Source organism: Sorangium sp. So ce1014, from assembly GCF_051521505.1.
Lineage (GTDB): Bacteria > Myxococcota_A > Polyangia > Polyangiales > Polyangiaceae > Sorangium.
In genome coordinates, this window is sequence record NZ_CP150356.1 from 5,158,290 (window position 1) to 5,173,799 (window position 15,510).

16 protein-coding genes are annotated in these 15,510 nt (G+C 70.1%); 14 read left to right on the forward strand and 2 right to left on the reverse strand.

Annotated features, from left to right (window positions below; translation table 11 throughout):
• Positions 1 to 46: 46 nt before the first annotated feature.
• From WME75_RS19605 to WME75_RS19620, 4 genes are all read left to right on the forward strand, one after another.
• Positions 47 to 634 carry an OmpA family protein gene (locus WME75_RS19605; protein ID WP_437493019.1) on the forward strand — a complete coding sequence of 196 codons (588 nt, stop codon included), beginning with the start codon at positions 47 to 49 and terminating at the stop codon, positions 632 to 634.
• A gap of 214 nt (positions 635 to 848) precedes the next feature.
• Complete coding sequence (locus tag WME75_RS19610) at positions 849 to 1,292, forward strand: c-type cytochrome (RefSeq protein ID WP_437493021.1); 444 nt, start codon at positions 849 to 851, stop codon at positions 1,290 to 1,292.
• Between the two features lie 6 nt (positions 1,293 to 1,298).
• Positions 1,299 to 1,763, forward strand: a complete 465-nt coding sequence (locus WME75_RS19615) for a hypothetical protein (protein WP_437493022.1) — start codon at positions 1,299 to 1,301, stop codon at positions 1,761 to 1,763.
• 736 nt (positions 1,764 to 2,499) lie between these two features.
• Entirely contained in the window at positions 2,500 to 3,591 is a 1,092-nt protein-coding gene (locus WME75_RS19620) for a TIGR04552 family protein (RefSeq protein WP_437493024.1), read from the forward strand.
• 410 nt (positions 3,592 to 4,001) lie between these two features.
• Here the strand turns inward: WME75_RS19620 and WME75_RS19625 are convergent, their stop codons facing one another.
• Positions 4,002 to 4,763, reverse strand: a complete 762-nt coding sequence (locus WME75_RS19625) for a Crp/Fnr family transcriptional regulator (protein ID WP_437493026.1) — start codon at positions 4,761 to 4,763, stop codon at positions 4,002 to 4,004.
• Positions 4,764 to 4,974: 211 nt separating this feature from the next.
• Here WME75_RS19625 and WME75_RS19630 point away from each other — a divergent pair, with 211 nt between their 5' ends.
• The 9 genes from WME75_RS19630 to WME75_RS19670 all read left to right on the forward strand — a co-directional run bounded on the left by WME75_RS19630 (position 4,975) and on the right by WME75_RS19670 (position 12,652).
• Positions 4,975 to 5,487 carry a DUF507 family protein gene (locus WME75_RS19630; protein WP_437493027.1) on the forward strand — a complete coding sequence of 171 codons (513 nt, stop codon included), beginning with the start codon at positions 4,975 to 4,977 and terminating at the stop codon, positions 5,485 to 5,487.
• Positions 5,488 to 5,695: 208 nt separating this feature from the next.
• Positions 5,696 to 6,013 carry a hypothetical protein gene (locus WME75_RS19635; RefSeq protein WP_436618698.1) on the forward strand — a complete coding sequence of 106 codons (318 nt, stop codon included), beginning with the start codon at positions 5,696 to 5,698 and terminating at the stop codon, positions 6,011 to 6,013.
• A 22-nt stretch (positions 6,014 to 6,035) separates the two neighbouring features.
• A complete protein-coding gene (locus WME75_RS19640; protein ID WP_437493029.1) occupies positions 6,036 to 7,082 on the forward strand; it encodes an SDR family oxidoreductase in 1,047 nt (348 codons plus the stop codon).
• A gap of 26 nt (positions 7,083 to 7,108) precedes the next feature.
• Positions 7,109 to 7,978, forward strand: a complete 870-nt coding sequence (locus WME75_RS19645) for a YicC/YloC family endoribonuclease (protein WP_437494872.1) — start codon at positions 7,109 to 7,111, stop codon at positions 7,976 to 7,978.
• A 9-nt stretch (positions 7,979 to 7,987) separates the two neighbouring features.
• The gene (gmk, locus tag WME75_RS19650; RefSeq protein WP_437493031.1) at positions 7,988 to 8,626 is read left to right on the forward strand and encodes a guanylate kinase; all 639 of its coding nucleotides are present in this window, start codon (positions 7,988 to 7,990) and stop codon (positions 8,624 to 8,626) included.
• On the forward strand, positions 8,623 to 9,510 hold the full coding sequence (gene mtnP / locus WME75_RS19655; protein ID WP_437493033.1) for an S-methyl-5'-thioadenosine phosphorylase: 888 nt from the start codon (positions 8,623 to 8,625) through the stop codon (positions 9,508 to 9,510). The genes gmk and mtnP overlap by 4 nt, the downstream gene beginning before the upstream one ends.
• Positions 9,511 to 9,664: 154 nt before the next feature.
• Entirely contained in the window at positions 9,665 to 10,591 is a 927-nt protein-coding gene (locus tag WME75_RS19660; protein ID WP_437493035.1) for a PfkB family carbohydrate kinase, read from the forward strand.
• A 76-nt stretch (positions 10,592 to 10,667) separates the two neighbouring features.
• Positions 10,668 to 11,333, forward strand: a complete 666-nt coding sequence (locus WME75_RS19665) for a hypothetical protein (RefSeq protein ID WP_437493037.1) — start codon at positions 10,668 to 10,670, stop codon at positions 11,331 to 11,333.
• A 284-nt stretch (positions 11,334 to 11,617) separates the two neighbouring features.
• A complete protein-coding gene (locus WME75_RS19670) occupies positions 11,618 to 12,652 on the forward strand; it encodes a hypothetical protein (protein ID WP_437493039.1) in 1,035 nt (344 codons plus the stop codon).
• A 119-nt stretch (positions 12,653 to 12,771) separates the two neighbouring features.
• On the opposite strand, the gene proS is transcribed toward WME75_RS19670, so the two are convergent.
• Entirely contained in the window at positions 12,772 to 14,328 is a 1,557-nt protein-coding gene (gene proS / locus WME75_RS19675; protein WP_437493041.1) for a proline--tRNA ligase, read from the reverse strand.
• Between the two features lie 280 nt (positions 14,329 to 14,608).
• Here proS and WME75_RS19680 point away from each other — a divergent pair, with 280 nt between their 5' ends.
• On the forward strand, positions 14,609 to 15,505 hold the full coding sequence (locus tag WME75_RS19680; RefSeq protein WP_437493042.1) for an isoaspartyl peptidase/L-asparaginase: 897 nt from the start codon (positions 14,609 to 14,611) through the stop codon (positions 15,503 to 15,505).
• The last annotated feature ends 5 nt before the right edge of the window (positions 15,506 to 15,510 follow it).

A 15,510-nucleotide genomic window follows, 5' to 3' on the forward strand; every position in this document is an offset into this window, starting at 1 on the left:
ACAACGTCCCATGCGTAGATACGTCGCTTCCGTTCTGTGCGCCGTGATGATGGTTGGCACTGCCGCCGCGACGGCGGGTTGCACGGCCAGCGCCTCGTTCAACACCGGCAAGGAGCCGGTGGCCGAGCCCCCGCCCCCGCCCCCGCCGGAGCCGGCGCCCGAGCCGAAGGAGGAGAAGAAGCCCCGCCCGCGCTTCAAGATGACCTTCAAGCTCAAGGGCAACCAGGTCGAGCTGCCCGGCCCGGTGGTCTTCGAGACGAACAGCGACAAGCTCCTGCCCGAGAGCGACGAGGTCCTCAACATCGTCGACGACTTCCTGAAGCAGCGGAAGGACGTCACCCTGCTCCGCGTCGAGGGCCACACCGACTCCGACGGCGAGGACGCCGCGAACCAGACGCTGTCCGAGAAGCGCTCGATGTCGGTCGCCCGCTGGCTCGTCGCGAAGGGCCACGACTGCAAGCGCTTCATGGCGGTCGGCTTCGGCGAGAGCAAGCCGATCGCCGACAACAACACGCCCGACGGCAAGGCCCAGAACCGCCGCACCGGGTTCTTCATCGCGGCCATCGAGGGCAAGGCGGTCGACAAGCAGCCCGTGGACGGCGGCGGCAAGGTCGCCGGCGATGCCTGCAAGTGACGGCGCTCCGCCCGGGCGCGCTCCGGATGGCGCGCCGCGCTCCCCGCGGCGCGCGTCCGAGGTGCGCTCGGCGGGCTGACAGCTGACAGCTGATGGCGGAGCCCCGCTCGCCGCCGCGCCGCGTCCCTCCGGGCGCGCCGGCGGCGGACGTCGTCTTGTTGTCCTTCTTTGCTTGCCTCCCCCACCATCTTCACTATCCGTACTCCTCCACGACATGCGGAGACGCCACGACAAGCCCCTGGGCCGCCTCCTCTTCACGGCCGTCCTTTCGCTCGGCCTCTTCGGCTGCGACCCCGGGACGGGCGACGTCCGCGAGTGGACGCCGGCCGATCACGATCCGCCGAGCCCCAACGAGGGGCAGGGCGGCAAGGTCGCCGCGCGGCCGGTCGCCTCGAACGAGACCGACCCGGGGCTGATCGAGCTCGCCTGGCAGCGGAACTGCTCCAGCTGTCACGGCAGGGCCGGCCGCGGCGATGGCCCGCAAGGTCCGATGGTCCGCGCCCCGGACCTCACCGACGCGGCGTGGCAGGAGCGGGTGACCGACGCCCAGGTGGCCGACGTGATCCGGAAGGGCAAGAACAAGATGCCCGCCTTCGACCTGCCGCAGCAGGTGATCGACGGCCTGGTGAAGCGGATCCGCACCGGCAAAGCGCGCTGAACCCCGATGAGCTCGCCCTCGCAGGAGGATCTCGATCAGGCGCCGGAAGAACGGCCGGACGCGCCGGAAGAACGGCCGGACGCGCCGGAGGGGCGCCCGCCCTGGGTCCGGCGGCTCGCTCCGGCGATCCTTGTCCTGGGTGCGCTGTTCGCGGGGAGCATCCTTTTCAAGAACCTACCCGAGGAACGCGAGGTCGAGCTGCGGCTGGACGACGCGGCGACGGTCGTGCGGCTCGAGGTGACCTGGACGGATCCTTCTTCGGGTCAGCCTGCGACCGACGCCGCGCCGATCATCGACAGCTCGTGGCAGTTCGCCGAGGGGACGGCGCCGAGAACGGTCCTCACCAAGGTGTCGCTTCCGGACGGCCTCTACCATGTCGAGATCGCCGTCGGCCGGAAGCGCGGGCACGACGTCGTGAGCCGGACCGTCACGTTGGCGGACACCTCCCGGATCACGCTCTTCGTGCGCTGAACAGCGCCCTCCTGAAGCGCGCGACAGCCTGCGGAGGACCGGCGATCCGCCCCCTCGCCGGCCGCTGTCGGCGGGTGCACGAGACCGTTGACTCCCGGAAACTGACAAGCCAGGCACTGCCGTGAGTTGGAAGCGTGTCCCTGAGGCACCACTTCGCGTCCAGCGGGCCGCGCGCAGCCCTTGATGCAAAAGCTTCAACTTCCGCGACAAGCATTTGTTTTTGTTCAGTTTTTCGCGTAAGGCACGGCGGCGGTTCGGATGGGAATGGAATATGAGAACGAATTCCCTTGATGCGTTCACCCCGGAACCGCTACTTCTTGGCCCGCAGCAGCAGGGCGTGGCACCTTATCCTACAACCACTTACACGCTCTGACCGGGACAACCGTGACACATCGTGGTGCCCTCCCGGAGCGAGCGACCATGCGGCCTTTACAGTGCCGCTGGAGGCGGAGAAGGAGAACCGATGAGGATCACCCCGTGGTATCTGGCTGCGCTCGCCCCGTTCGCCGCCATTGGTTGCAGTGGCGCGTACCTCGGCCACGCCACCGTCGTGGCATTGACGATCGGCATTTTCCTCGGGACCCTTTCGCTCGGCCGTACTCCGAGCTCTCGCCCTGCCCCGCCGAACGCCCCTGTCTCCTGACTTTCTCGCCCAATTGCCGCCTGCCGCGCGTCGACGCGACGCTTTCCCGAGCGCTCGACCGCGCCGGCGCTTACGCTCGGGGGGCGTGAGGTCATGACGCACGACGCCTCCGTCGGCCGGCTCAAGCGGCTTGAAGAGTTCACGCTCATGGACCTGGAGTCCGTGCACCTCATCCTGCGCGGTGAATCGGTCATCGACTGGCGGAGGCTCAACCTTCAGAGCGCGCAGGACGCGCGCGAACTCCTGCTCGCGCAGGAGTTCCGCCCCGACGAGCCGGGGGATCGCGCCCACCTCGAGAGCGTCAAGAACGAGGCGATCGCGTTCCTGCGTCGCCACTTCGAGTTCCCGATCCCGAGCCCTGTCGCGCGCGCGTCGGTGGAGGAGATCCTGATGCTCGCCTCGGGCAAGGGCCACCGCCAGCTCTGCGCCTGCACGATCCTCAAGGCGATGCACATCATCCATCACCTGGCCGGGCGCGAGCTCCTCTTCTCGATCCCGATGTCGGACCAGGACGTCTTCCACCTCGTCGAGGAGAAGGTGTACCGGGTGATCGGCGGCATGCTCGCGGCGGGCTTCCCCATCACCGAGTTCATCGGCGGGCGGAAGAACAAGGACTCGCTCTACACGAAGCTGCTGTCAAAGACGGACACGACCGCGGCGGCCATCTACGACAAGCTCCGCTTCCGCATCGTCTGCCGCAGCGTGGACGATCTGCTGCCCGTCCTTCTCTATCTCTCCGAGCGCCTGTTCCCGTTCAACTACGTCGTGCCCGGCGAGAGCACGAACACGATCCTGCGGTTCCGGAGCTACTGCGAGGCGCGGCCGTTCCTCCAGCCGATGCTCGAGGCGCTGCAGACGGACGTCGACGACGGGCTGACAGCGGGCGACAACAGCTTCAGCGATCGGAGCTACCGCGTGATCCACTTCGTCGTCGATCTGCCGGTGCGCCTCCCCGCCGAGATCCTCGACATGGCGCCGCCCGCGGCCTGGGCGCTCGGCCCGATCATCTTCGTCCTCTGCGAGTTCCAGCTGATCGACCGCGAGACCGAGGCGGCGAACGAGATCGGCGAGGCGAGCCACGCCAGGTACAAAGAGCGGCAGAAGCACGCGGTCATGCGCAGGCTCAAGCTCGGCGTGCGCTCCACCCGCGACCCGGTGAGCGGCGGGCCCAAGCGCGACCGCTAGGCGCGCCGCAGCGCGGGCGCGGATCACGCTCCGGATCGACAGGGCCATCGGCGCGCGCGGTGCGCAACGGCGCGCGGATCGCACCATGCGCCGATCGCGCGAGGCGCGATCGTACGCGGAGCCGATCGCGCGAGGCGCTGGCCGCAGGCGTGACCGCGACGTCGTCGCGGCACGTGGCGCGGGATGGAGCTGCGAGAGCCCAGCGGAGAGCTGGGAGAGGCCCGCAGGATCTCTGGATGGGGGGTCCCTGGAGGAAGCAGCGCTTGGAGCAGGGAGGCGGACGCCGCCGGGAGGCCGGGAGCAGTCGGGCTGTCGAAGCAGGAGCCGCCGAGCGAGCAGCCAGGGCAGTGACGGGCGTGCGTGGAGGAGGAGACGCGCAGTCCCTCAGCGACGCCGCCGTGCGAGCGAGCTCAGATGCGGCCCTTCAGCGCATCGCGATCGAGGACGACGATCCGGCGGCGATCGATCTCGATCACCCCCTTGCGGCGGAGATCGCCGAGGGTGAGCGTGACGGTCTCGCGCGTGGAGCCGATCATGCTCGCCATCTCCTGATGGGTGAATGGCGCGGAGATGAGCACCCCGCGCGGATCGGGGATGCCCCAGCGCGTCGCGGCCTTGAGCAGGAACTCACAGAGGCGGGCCTCCACGTTGCGGAAGAGCATCGAGGCCAGGCGCTCCTCGGTGTCCGTGTGGCGCTCGACCAGCGTTGTCACGATCGCGGCGGCGAAGTTGGCGTCGCTCGCCATCAGGTTGCGCACCGTCGTCAGGGGGATGATGAGCGCCTCGACGTCCTCGGTGGCGATCGCGCTCTCCCGGTGGGCCGTGACGCCCCCGAGCGCGGCCTCGCCGAGCACGTCGCCGGCCCCTCTGTAACCGAGCGACAGGCTGCGCCCGTCGCTCATCCCTCGCACCAGCCGGACCCGGCCGAGGCTGAGCATCGCGAGGGCGGTCGATGCGTCGCCCTGCGTCACGAGGTGACGCCCTTTCGCGACGCGTTGAATCGTCCCCCCGTCGGCCAGCGCCGCCTGCGTGGCCGGGGATGCCGCATTGCCGATCGCCCCACGCCGGACCACCCGTCGCTTGCGCGAGTCTAGGTCGAGTCCGCCGTCATTCCCGAGTGCGCCAGGCTGGACCCTGACGCTCCGTGCCATCGCATCCTTACCCATCATCATCGCGGCTGCTCCTGCGGTTTGCGGTGTCGCGGTCCTGCTGTTCCCTGAGGGCCCCGCCGGCCGGGGGGCGCCGACTTGTGCCGGAACCTCCCACTTGCGTTGACATCTCGGAGACGCGGCCCGTACCTTTCGGTTTGAGCCGGGCACGCCCCGTGAATGAACCCCTGCACGGGGGAGCCAGTTCGACCGCTCCTCCAGCTACGGACGTTGGATGCGCCTCTTTAGCGGCAAAATTACTCCTCTCACAGAAGAAATCGTCCGCGCGCTCGTGGACAACCGTGACATCGAAGTCGAGTCGAAAAAAGAGGTCGCGCTCGACGTCGAGTCGGTATTCACGAGCTACCTGCACGCCGAGCGGGAAGCGACCGAGCGGGCGAAAGAGATCCTTCAGGCACGCGGGCTGCCCCAGGGCGAGTTCAACCGGGTCAAGCGCCTGGCCGCGGAGCAGAAGGGGATCAAGATCGGCGAGGAAACGATGGATTATCTCCTCGACCAGCTGCTCGAGATGCTGATGCACTCGAACAACGTCGGGGAGGTGTTCGTCGAGGACCACGACCTGCGGCGCCGGATGAGGCCCATCCTGCGGAAGTACCTCGAGATGGACGAGGCGCTCGACACCGAGGTGCGCGGCAAGCTCCGCCACGTGCAGGAAGGCTCCCGCACCTGGGAGGTCGAGTACCAGCGGGTCATGGGCGAGATCCAGCGTCGCAAGGGGCTGCTGTAGCCGCCGGCGCCAGGCGGACGAGCTCGCCGCAGAGCGAGCAGGCCGCCCCTGACGTCCGTCGGATCCAGCGAGACCTCGCCCGAACCGCGCCGCGGCGCCCGTTCCACAGGAATGCTTCTGTAGGACAGGAGCGCACTGCCTGCGACCATTCCCCGTGTGGAACGTTCCGCCTGCCAGATCGGGCTCCGTCGTGGTACCGGAGGACATCATGAGCTGGATTCCCAAGGTCGAGGCGAAGCGGCACTTCTGTCATAAATGCAAGAACGAGCTCATCTTCGAGGTGAAGCTCCAGCGCGCGGACACCTGCCCCCATTGCGGTGTCGACCTCCACTGCTGCAAGAACTGCGAGAACTGGGACCCGGCCGCGCATAATCAGTGCAAAGAGCACATCGCCGAGTACATCCCGGATCGGGAAAGCGCGAACTATTGTACTTTCTTCACGTTCAAGAACGGCGTACCGGAAGATAACTCGAAGCGCATCGCGGATTCGCGCTCCAAGCTCGACAACCTTTTCAAGAAGAAGTAGGCGCCCGCTGGGGAGCACGCACATGTCCACGCCTCGCTACTTGGTCACCGGCGGTGCCGGGTTCATCGGAAGCAACCTCGTCGCGGCGCTGACCGCCGCCGGGGAGCGGGTCCGCGTCCTCGATAACCTCGCGACGGGCCGGTGGGAGAACCTCGACGGGCTCCCGCACCAGTCGCTGATCGAGCGCATCACCGGGGACATCCGGGAGGCGGCGGCGGTCGCGGCGGCGGCAAAGGGGGTCGAGGTCATCCTCCACCAGGCCGCGCTCGGCTCGGTCCCGCGCAGCGTGGAGACGCCGGTCGAGTCGAACGCCGTCAACGTCGGCGGCACGGTCACGGTGCTCGACGTCGCGCGCCGGCAGGGCGTGCGCCGCGTGATCTTCGCCGCGTCCTCCAGCGCGTACGGCGAGACGCCCGTCCTCCCGAAGCACGAGGGCATGGAGCCGATGCCGCTGTCGCCGTACGCGGTCACGAAGCTCGCCTGCGAGCACTACATGAAGGTCTTCGCGGGCATCTACGGCCTGGAGACGCTGAGCCTGCGCTACTTCAACGTCTTCGGGCCGAACCAGACGCCGGACGGCGCCTACGCCGCGGCGATCCCGCGGTTCGTCGACGCCGCCTTGCAGAACCGGCCGATCCCGATCTTCGGCGACGGGGAGCAGACGCGCGACTTCTGCTTCATCGAGAACACCGTCTCCGCGAACCTGCTCGGCGCGACGTCGCCGAAGAAGTTCAGGGGCGAGATCATCAACATCGCCGGCGGTCGCCGGATCGGGCTGAACGAGCTCTGCAAGGAGATCTCGCGGGCCCTCGGGCGAGACGTCGCCATCGAGCACCTCCCGGCCCGCGCGGGGGACATCCGCCACTCGCTCGCCGACATCTCGCGCGCGTCCGAGCTCATCGGGTACGAGCCCCGCGTGCGCTGGGAGGACGGCATCGCCCCCACCGTCACGTACCTGCGGACGCTCCGTGAGAAGGGCCCCGCGGCCGCGTCGGCCACGGTCACCTGTGGCAAGGTTCCGCTGCCCAAGGCCCAGGCGGCCTCGGACACCGGGCCTCAGGCGAGCTAGGTAGAGCGGGGCGGCTCGTGCGGAGCATGACCGGCTTCGGGCTCGGTGACGCTTCGCTCACCGAAGGGCGCGTGGTCGCCGAGATCCGCTCGGTGAACCAGCGCTTCCTGGATGTGCGCGCGCGGCTCCCGCGTGAGCTCGTCGATCTGACAATGTTCGCCGAGCAGGTGGCGCGCGAGCGGCTGCGCCGGGGCCGCATCGAGATCATCGTGCGCACCGAGGGGGCTGTGCTGGCCCCGAGCACGCTCGATAAGTCGAAGGCGCGCGCGGCGTTCCTCGCGCTCGCCGAGCTCCGCGACGAGCTCGCGCCGGGCGCCGACGTGCCGCTCTCGCTGCTCTGCGCCGTGCCGGACCTCTTCGCGCCCGCCGGCGGCCACGAGATCGCCGCCGTCCGCGCCGCGCTCAAGGTCGCGATCGAGCGCGCGATCGACGCGATGGAGGGCATGTGTCACCGCGAGGGCGAGACGCTCGCCTGCGACATGCGCGGGCGCGTGGCGACGCTCCGCGCGCTCGCCTCGGAGGTCGTAGCGCGCGCCGACGACGCGCGCGAGGCGCTCCGGCGGCGCCTGCGCGAGCGCGTCGAGCGCCTGCTCCAGGGGGTCGAGGCTGGCTTCGAGGCGACGCGGATGGAGGCGGAGGTGATGTTGCTCGCCGAGCGCAGCGACATCACCGAGGAGGTCACCCGCCTCCGGAGCCACCTCGACCAGTTCGGCGGCGCGCTCGCGGCGCCGGGCGGCGACCCCTGCGGAAGGAGGCTCGACTTCCTGCTTCAGGAGATGGTACGCGAGGCGAACACGCTGGGCTCCAAGGCGCAGGACGCCGCCATCTCCCATCACGTCGTGGCGATGAAGGTGGAGCTCGAACGCCTGCGGGAGCAGGTCCAGAACATCGAGTGACAGGAGAGCATGTCGACCGAAGCACTCAGTGACGACTTCCTCCTCCTCATCGTGTCGTCCCCGTCCGGCGCCGGGAAGACGACGCTCTGCGGGAGGCTGCGCAGCGAGTTCCCCGACCTGCGCTTCTCGGTCTCTCACACGACGCGGCGCCCGCGCCCGAACGAGGTCGACGGCCGCGAGTACCATTTCGTCGACCCGAGCACGTTCGAGCAGATGATCCGCATCGGCGCGTTCGCCGAGTGGGCCCGCGTGCACGATCACCTCTACGGGACGAGCCTGAAGGAGATCGAGATCGCCCGCGCCACGGCGCGCGGCGTCCTCTTCGACATCGACCACCAGGGCGCGAGGCAGATCAAGGCGAGCCTGCCCGAGGCGGTCGCCGTGTTCATCCTGCCCCCGTCGCTCGCCGAGCTCGAGCGGCGCCTGCGCGGCCGCGGCACCGAGGACGAGCAGACGACGCTCCGGCGCCTCCGCAACGCGAAGGGGGAGATCGAGCACTACGGCTTCTTCGACTACGTGATCGTGAACGACGAGATCAACCGCGCGTACGAGCAGCTGAGGTCGCTCGTCTTCGCCGAGCGGTGCCGCCGCCAGCGGCGCGCGTCGCTCTGCGAGCGGTTGCTCGCGGAGAGGAGGTTCGAGCGATGAGCACCAGCGCGACGCACGACGTGCTCGCCGTCATCGGCGGCAGCGGGCTCTACGAGATGGGGTGGCTGGAGGACGTCGAGGAGGTCTCGGTGTCCACGCCCTTCGGTCTGCCGAGCGACGTCGTGCTCCGGGGCCAGGTCAAGGGCGGCGACGCGACCGTCCTCTTCCTGCCGCGCCACGGGCGCGGACACCGCTTCTCCCCTTCGACGATCAACTACCGCGCGAACATCTGCGCGCTGAAGATGCTCGGCGCAACGCACGTGCTCAGCGTGAGCGCCGTTGGCTCGCTGCGCGAGGAGATCGAGCCCGGCGACCTCGTCGTCGTCGACCAGTTCATCGATTTCACGAAGCGCCGGACCTCGACGTTCTTCGACGACGGTGTGGTCGCCCACGTGCCGTTCGCCGATCCGGTGTGCCCGTTCATGGCGAGCGCCGTCCACGACGCCGCGCGCTCCACCGCCGCGCGCGTCCACCGCGGCGGCACCTACGTCTGCATCGAGGGCCCGCAGTTCTCGACGCGGGCCGAGAGCCACATGTTCCGGTCCTTCGGCGCGCACGTCATCGGGATGACCAACCTGCCCGAGGCGAAGCTCGCGCGCGAGGCAGAGCTCCCCTACGCCACGCTCGCGCTCACGACCGACTTCGACTGCTGGCGCGTGACCGAGGAGGCGGTGAGCGTCGAGGCGGTCATCGCCGTGTTGAACCGCAACATCGTGCACGCGCGGGACGTCGCGAAGGCCCTCGCCCACAGCCTCCCCGACGTGTCGCAGAGCCCGGCCCGCCACGTGCTGCAGAAATCCATCATGACCTCGGCCGGCGCGACCTCGCCCGACGCACAGGCGCGGCTCGAGTGGCTCATCGGCCCTCGGCAGAAGGCGGAGTGAGCGTGCTCCCCGGCGAAGGCTGGCGCCGCGCCCTCTCCGTGGCAGCGAGCAGCGGGCCGGCATCGCCTCGCCCGGCCACACGGGCGCGGCGACGGTGTCGCTGAAACGAACCGCGCAGCTAGCGGCTGCGCGCCAACCTGACTAAGAGGCTTCTGTGACGACCTCCTCCGCGATCCTCATCATTGGCTCGATGGCCTTCGACGACCTCGAGCTCCCCTCCGGCAGCGCAAGGAACGTCGTGGGTGGCTCGGCCACCTACTCGTCGTTCGCCGCGTCGTGCTTCGCTCCGGTGCGCACGGTCGCCGTGGTCGGCGACGACTTCCCCGAGGAGACGCTCGCGGCGATGCGCGCCCGGGGCATCGCCGTCGAGGGCGTCGAGCGCGCTGCGGGGAAGACGTTCCGCTGGGCCGGGCGCTACGACGTCGATCTCATCCATCGCACGACGCTCGACACGCAGCTCAACGTGTTCGCGTCGTTCGCGCCGAAGCTGCCGGAGGCCTACCGCGACACGCCCTTCGTCCTGCTCGGCAACATTCACCCCGCGCTCCAGCTCGACGTGCTCGAGCAGGTCCGCTCGCCGCGCTTCGTCCTCGCTGACACCATGAATTTCTGGATCGAGGGGGAGCCGAAGGCGGTCGCGGCGATGCTGCGCCGCATCGACACGCTCGTGGTCAACGACGAGGAAGCGCGCCAGCTCTCGGGCAAGTACAACATCCGGCGCGCCGCGAAGGAGATCCTGTCCCGCGGTCCGCGCCGGCTGATCATCAAGCGCGGCGAACATGGCGCGCTGCTCTTCGACGAGGACGGCGTGTTCGCGGCGCCCGGCTTCCCGCTGGAGGACGTCGTCGATCCGACGGGGGCCGGCGACGCCTTCGCAGGCGGGCTCATCGGTTACCTCGCTTGCCAGCCGGAGATCACGCCGCTCGCGCTCCGACGCGGCATGCTCCACGCGACGGCGACGGCCTCGTTCTGCGTCGAGGCGGTGGGCACGCAGCGGATCGCCACGGTGGCGCGCGCCGACATCACGGCGCGCCTGATCGAGATCCGGGCGCTCTACGAGTTCGGCGCGAGCACCATGTGACCCCCCCGGGGGTGGACCCGCGCGAGGGCCTTCCGTGTGCGGTCGCTGTTCACCTTCCGGCGCATAGCCGTGCTAGATGACCGTCAAAGTGAACATGAACCTCACCACCCGTACATTCGCAGGCATCGTCTTGCTCGCCCCCCTCGTCTTCGGCTGCGCGGCCCGCTCCGCGCCGTTCGACGAGATGGACAAGGCGCAGATCACGGTGCTCCGCCTCCAGGGGCAGGAGCTGGCCCCCACGCCCACGACGACCCAGGCCCCCACCCTCATTCCGGGGATCCCGCCCGAGCTCCAGCAGATGGGCCAGGCCGCTCTCCAGGGGCTGCAGCAGGCGCTCCCCGGCCTGATCCCGCCCAACCTCATCCCTGGTCAGACGGCGAGCACACCGGTGCTCCCCGCTCAGCCCCGCTTCAAGAACTTCGTCATCCTCCAGCAGCGTCAGCTCACGACCGGCGACAGCGATGAGGAGCTCAAGGACCAGATCCTCGACATCTTCGGCGATGAGGGCAGCTTCACCGCGGACCGCGGCAACTGCTTCTACCCGGGCCTGGGCATTTCCATGATTCGGCCGAACAACCCCACGCCGGTCGACCTGCTCATCTCCTTCTCGTGCAATCAGGCCATGGGCGACGGCTTCGTTTGGCCCCATCAGGGAGTCAACGGCTTCACGGCCGAGACCCACCAGAAGCTCAGCGAGATCTACCAGCAGCTGTGGGGACAGTCGGTCCCGCCCGGCGCGTGATCTCCCGGCGCGGCGAGGACACCTCCCGAGCCGCACCCACGTAAGCAGCGCCACAGAGCGCGCCTACAGGGCCCGGATGCTAGACTTGATCGAGCTCTCCGATGCCCCGGCATTTCGGCCAGGAGCGCGCCGCGGCGTCATGATCCCCCAACCGCAGCTGTTGCCGGGAAAGGAGCTCGGGCATGACGAGCTCCTCCTGCCCATCGCGCAGGGGGAATGCGCAAACCAACCCCGGGCAAGCCTCCCTCGACGCAGTGGGTGCCGACCGTGACCACTCCCGGGTCTTGAGCGGCCGCAGGACGCGGCAGCTCCGCGACGCGCTCCTCCTGGCAGCGAGCCTGGGCGTCATGGGCAGCGTCCTGCTGTTGCGCCGGAGCCGGGAGCCCAGCGCCTCGCCGGTCCCGGCGCCGTCGAGCGCGTCCGCGGAGCCGTCGCCGCTGCCCAGGGGTGGCGAGCCCGAGCACATGGCGCTCGACGAGCGCGAAGCGCAGGCGGGGTGCGACTTCGCCGACCACGGCTTCGGCGGCTACGAGCGCTGGCGCCCCCTCCCGGTGGGCAGGCTCCTCGTCCCGCCGGCACGCGCGATCTCGACGGACGGCGGCTACGATCTGCTCGTCCATTTTCACGGCGCCGAGGCGATCCGAAAGGTGCTGGCTCCCAGGGACCTGGAGCTCGTCATCGCCGGGGTCGATCTGGGGACCCGATCGAGCGCCTACGCGCGCGCCCTCGAAGGCGGCGGCTGGGACGCGCTGCTCCAGGCCATCGACCGCGAGGTCGGAGCTGCGGCCGGGATCGCGGGCGCGCGCGCACGCCGCCTGGTGCTGTCGTCCTGGAGCGCCGGGTCGGGCGCGATCGGCAGGGTCGTCGAGCGCGGGAGCCGCCACGTCGACGCCTTGATCCTGCTCGACTCCCTCTATGGCTCCTACATGCCTGGGCAGACGTCGCTCGTGCAGGGCCAGCTTGCCCCTTACGTGGCCCTGGCGAACGCCGCCGCGCGCGGCGCGCCCGTCTTCTACCTGACGCACACCGAGATCCCGACGAGCGGCTACGCGTCCACGAAAGAGGTGGCCACCTTCCTGCTGCGCGAGCTCGGAGCGAGCCCCATCGCGGTGACCTCCAGCGGCGACGGCGCGCCGCCCGGAGCACCGAGCCTCGGCGACGACGAGGCGGGAGACGCGCTGCGGCTCACCCGGATGTACGACGGCGGCAGCCTCTACGTGCGCGGTTACGCCGGAGCGGGCCCCGGCGGACACTGCGCGCAGCTGCGGCTTCTCCCCGCGATCCTGGCAGAGCACGTGCTCCCCGCGCTCGGCCGTTGAGGCGCCGCTGCTCCGAGGGGGCGCGCGGCGTCCTCTCCGGCGAGGCGCCGGGCGCGCCGGCGACGCCGCGCGCGCCCGGTGAACCGGCGGCTGCCCGGTGAGCCGGCGGGCGCCTCGGCTCAGTACGATTTCGCGAACACCACGCGCCGCGGGCTGGGCTTGCCGGTGAAGATGCACGTCCCTTCGCCGGTCACCGCGTCGGCCCATGGCGCGCCTTCGAACCCGCCTGTCGGGATGCAGCGGATGGTCACCTTGTGCGCGTCCTTCACCGCCGTCTCGATCTCCGGATCGCCGGACCAGTGCGCCAGCGCGAACCCGCCCTGCGACTCCTTGCCCTCCTTCGACGCGAAGAACGCGTCGAAATCGGCGCGGCTGTTGATCACATGCGTGTTCGCGTCGCGCATCGCGAGCGCGCGCCCATAGAGCGTCGCCTGGATGTCGGCGAGGATCTCGGTGATGCGCCCCGTGAGCTCTGCGCGCGCCATGCTCGACTTGTCCTTCGGCGAGCGGTCCCTGCGCATGACCATGGCCACACCGCCGTCAACGTCGCGCGGCCCGACCTCGATCCGGACGGGGACGCCCTTCTTCACCCACTCCCACTGCTTGTCGCCGCCGCGGATGTCGCGCCGATCGATCTCGACCTCGACACGCCGCTCACCGAAGCGCTGCGCCCGGAGCTCCTTCGCGAGCCCATCGATGTACTCGTCGACCTTGGCGCGCGTGTCGTCGCCCCGGTAAACCGGCAGGATCACGACGTGCGCGGGCGCGAGGCGCGGCGGGAGCACCAGGCCGTCGTCGTCGCTGTGGGTCATGATCAGGCCGCCGACGAGGCGCGTCGACACGCCCCAGGACGTCGTCCAGGCGTACTCTTCGGTCTCCGCCTTGGTCTGGAACTTGATGCCGCTCGCCCTGGCGAAGTTCTGCCCCAGGAAGTGGCTCGTCCCGGCCTGCAGGGCCTTGCGATCCTGCATCATCGCCTCGATCGCGTAGGTGTCGACCGCGCCGGGGAAGCGCTCGCCCGCCGTCTTCGGGCCCTCGAGGACGGGCATCGCCATGAAGTCGCGCGCGAACGTCGCGTAGACGCCGAGCATGCGCAGCGTCTCCTCGCGCGCCTCGGCCTCACTCGCGTGCGCGGTGTGCCCTTCCTGCCAGAGGAACTCCGACGTCCGCAGGAACAGGCGCGTCCGCAGCTCCCACCGCACGACGTTCGCCCACTGGTTGATGAGCAGCGGCAGATCCCGGTAGCTCTGGACCCAGCTCGCGAACGAGGCGCCGATGATCGTCTCGGACGTGGGGCGCACGATGAGCGGCTCCTCCAGCCGGGCCTGGGGGTCGGGGATGAGCCCGCCGCCGGGGCCGGGCACGAGCCGGTGGTGGGTGACCACCGCGCACTCCTTCGCGAACCCCTCGACGTGCTCCGCTTCCTTCTCGAGGAACGACTTCGGGATGAACAGCGGGAAATAGGCGTTCTTGTGCCCGGTCGCCTTGAACATGCTGTCGAGCTCGCGCTGGATGTTCTCCCAGATCGCGTAGCCCCACGGCTTGATGACCATGCAGCCGCGGACCGGGGAGCTCTCGGCGAGGTCGGCCGCGCGCACGACCTGCTGGTACCACTCCGGGTAGTCCTCGTTGCGCGTGGGCGTGATGGCGGTCTTCGGCGCTTCGTTCTTGGCCACGGTCTCTGCTCTCCTCGCTCGGCGGCTTCGCAGGCGGCCTTCGACCTGGCCGCGCTCTCCCCGCAGCGGGCGGTCAGCTGGCACCGGCCCCGCTCCGGGCTGAGCGCGCGACGTATCAGGAGCGCGGCAGGGTGTCGAGCGCAGCGGCCCTGCCCGGGAGCCGCGCGGCCTCCCCGCTCGATGGCCCCGCGCTCCCCGCTCGACGGCTCCCCGTCCTGGCCGCTGCGCGTCCGGCCGGCTTCGCGGCGGCGCGTGGCCATGGTACGCGCAGGAGAACGACGTGAAATACGTCATCCTCACGCACGGCGGGGTGGCCGCGCCGCAGAACGGCACGGACAGCTGCGCCAGGGCCGCCGACGAGGCGCTCGGCGCGCTGGACGCGGGCGGAGAGGCGCTCGCGGCGGCGATCGCGGCGACCGCCCGCCTCGAAGACGACCCGCGCTTCAACGCCGGGACGGGCTCGAACCTCCGCCTCGACGGGCGGACGATCGAGATGGATGCGGCCGTGATGGCGAGCGATGGACGGTTCGGCGCCGTCGCGTGCGTCGAGCGGGTGAAGAACCCCGTCCTGGTCGCGGCGAAGGTGATGGAGACGCCCCACCTGATCATCGCCGGCGCCGGCGCGACCGCGTTCGCGCGCCGGCTCGGGTTCGCCGACCACGATCCGGTCACCGAGGCGGCGCGCGAGAGGCACGGTCGCGCCCTCGCGGCGCTGCGCGGCGACGGGGGAGACAGCGACTACACGAACGACGCGGCGCGGTTCCACGCGCTCACGGCGACGCGGTTCTGGAACTTCGACGCCGATCCGGTCGAGTGCGACACGGTCGGGGCCGTCGTGCGCGACACGCACGGCCGCTTCGCCGCCGCGGCGTCGACGGGTGGGTCGACCTACTCGCTCCGCGGCCGCGTCGGGGACGTGCCGCTGATGGGCGCGGGGATCTACGCCGGCCCGCACGGGGCGGTGGCGGCGACCGGGGTCGGCGAGGAGATCGCGCGACGCCTCCTCGCGCGAACGGTCTATGACTGGCTCGCCGACGGCGTCGCGCCCGCCCGGGCCGCGCAGCGCGGCGTCGCGATGTTCCCGGACGTGATCGCCGTCGGCGTGCTCGTCGTGGGGCGCAATGGCCAGGCGATCGCCTCGAACCGCAACATGCCGAGCGCGCAGCTCGCGGGCTGAGGAGC

Bases quoted from the DNA above. Each gene is read 5' to 3' on its own strand.
- WME75_RS19605 (WP_437493019.1), top strand. From the start codon at position 47: ATGATGGTTGGCACTGCCGCCGCGACGGCGGGTTGCACGGCCAGCGCC.
- WME75_RS19610 (WP_437493021.1), top strand. From the start codon at position 849: ATGCGGAGACGCCACGACAAGCCCCTGGGCCGCCTCCTCTTCACGGCC.
- WME75_RS19615 (WP_437493022.1), top strand. From the start codon at position 1,299: ATGAGCTCGCCCTCGCAGGAGGATCTCGATCAGGCGCCGGAAGAACGG.
- WME75_RS19620 (WP_437493024.1), top strand. From the start codon at position 2,500: ATGACGCACGACGCCTCCGTCGGCCGGCTCAAGCGGCTTGAAGAGTTC.
- WME75_RS19625 (WP_437493026.1), bottom strand. From the start codon at position 4,763: ATGATGATGGGTAAGGATGCGATGGCACGGAGCGTCAGGGTCCAGCCT.
- WME75_RS19630 (WP_437493027.1), top strand. From the start codon at position 4,975: ATGCGCCTCTTTAGCGGCAAAATTACTCCTCTCACAGAAGAAATCGTC.
- WME75_RS19635 (WP_436618698.1), top strand. From the start codon at position 5,696: ATGAGCTGGATTCCCAAGGTCGAGGCGAAGCGGCACTTCTGTCATAAA.
- WME75_RS19640 (WP_437493029.1), top strand. From the start codon at position 6,036: ATGTCCACGCCTCGCTACTTGGTCACCGGCGGTGCCGGGTTCATCGGA.
- WME75_RS19645 (WP_437494872.1), top strand. From the start codon at position 7,109: ATGACCGGCTTCGGGCTCGGTGACGCTTCGCTCACCGAAGGGCGCGTG.
- gmk (WP_437493031.1), top strand. From the start codon at position 7,988: ATGTCGACCGAAGCACTCAGTGACGACTTCCTCCTCCTCATCGTGTCG.
- mtnP (WP_437493033.1), top strand. From the start codon at position 8,623: ATGAGCACCAGCGCGACGCACGACGTGCTCGCCGTCATCGGCGGCAGC.
- WME75_RS19665 (WP_437493037.1), top strand. From the start codon at position 10,668: ATGACCGTCAAAGTGAACATGAACCTCACCACCCGTACATTCGCAGGC.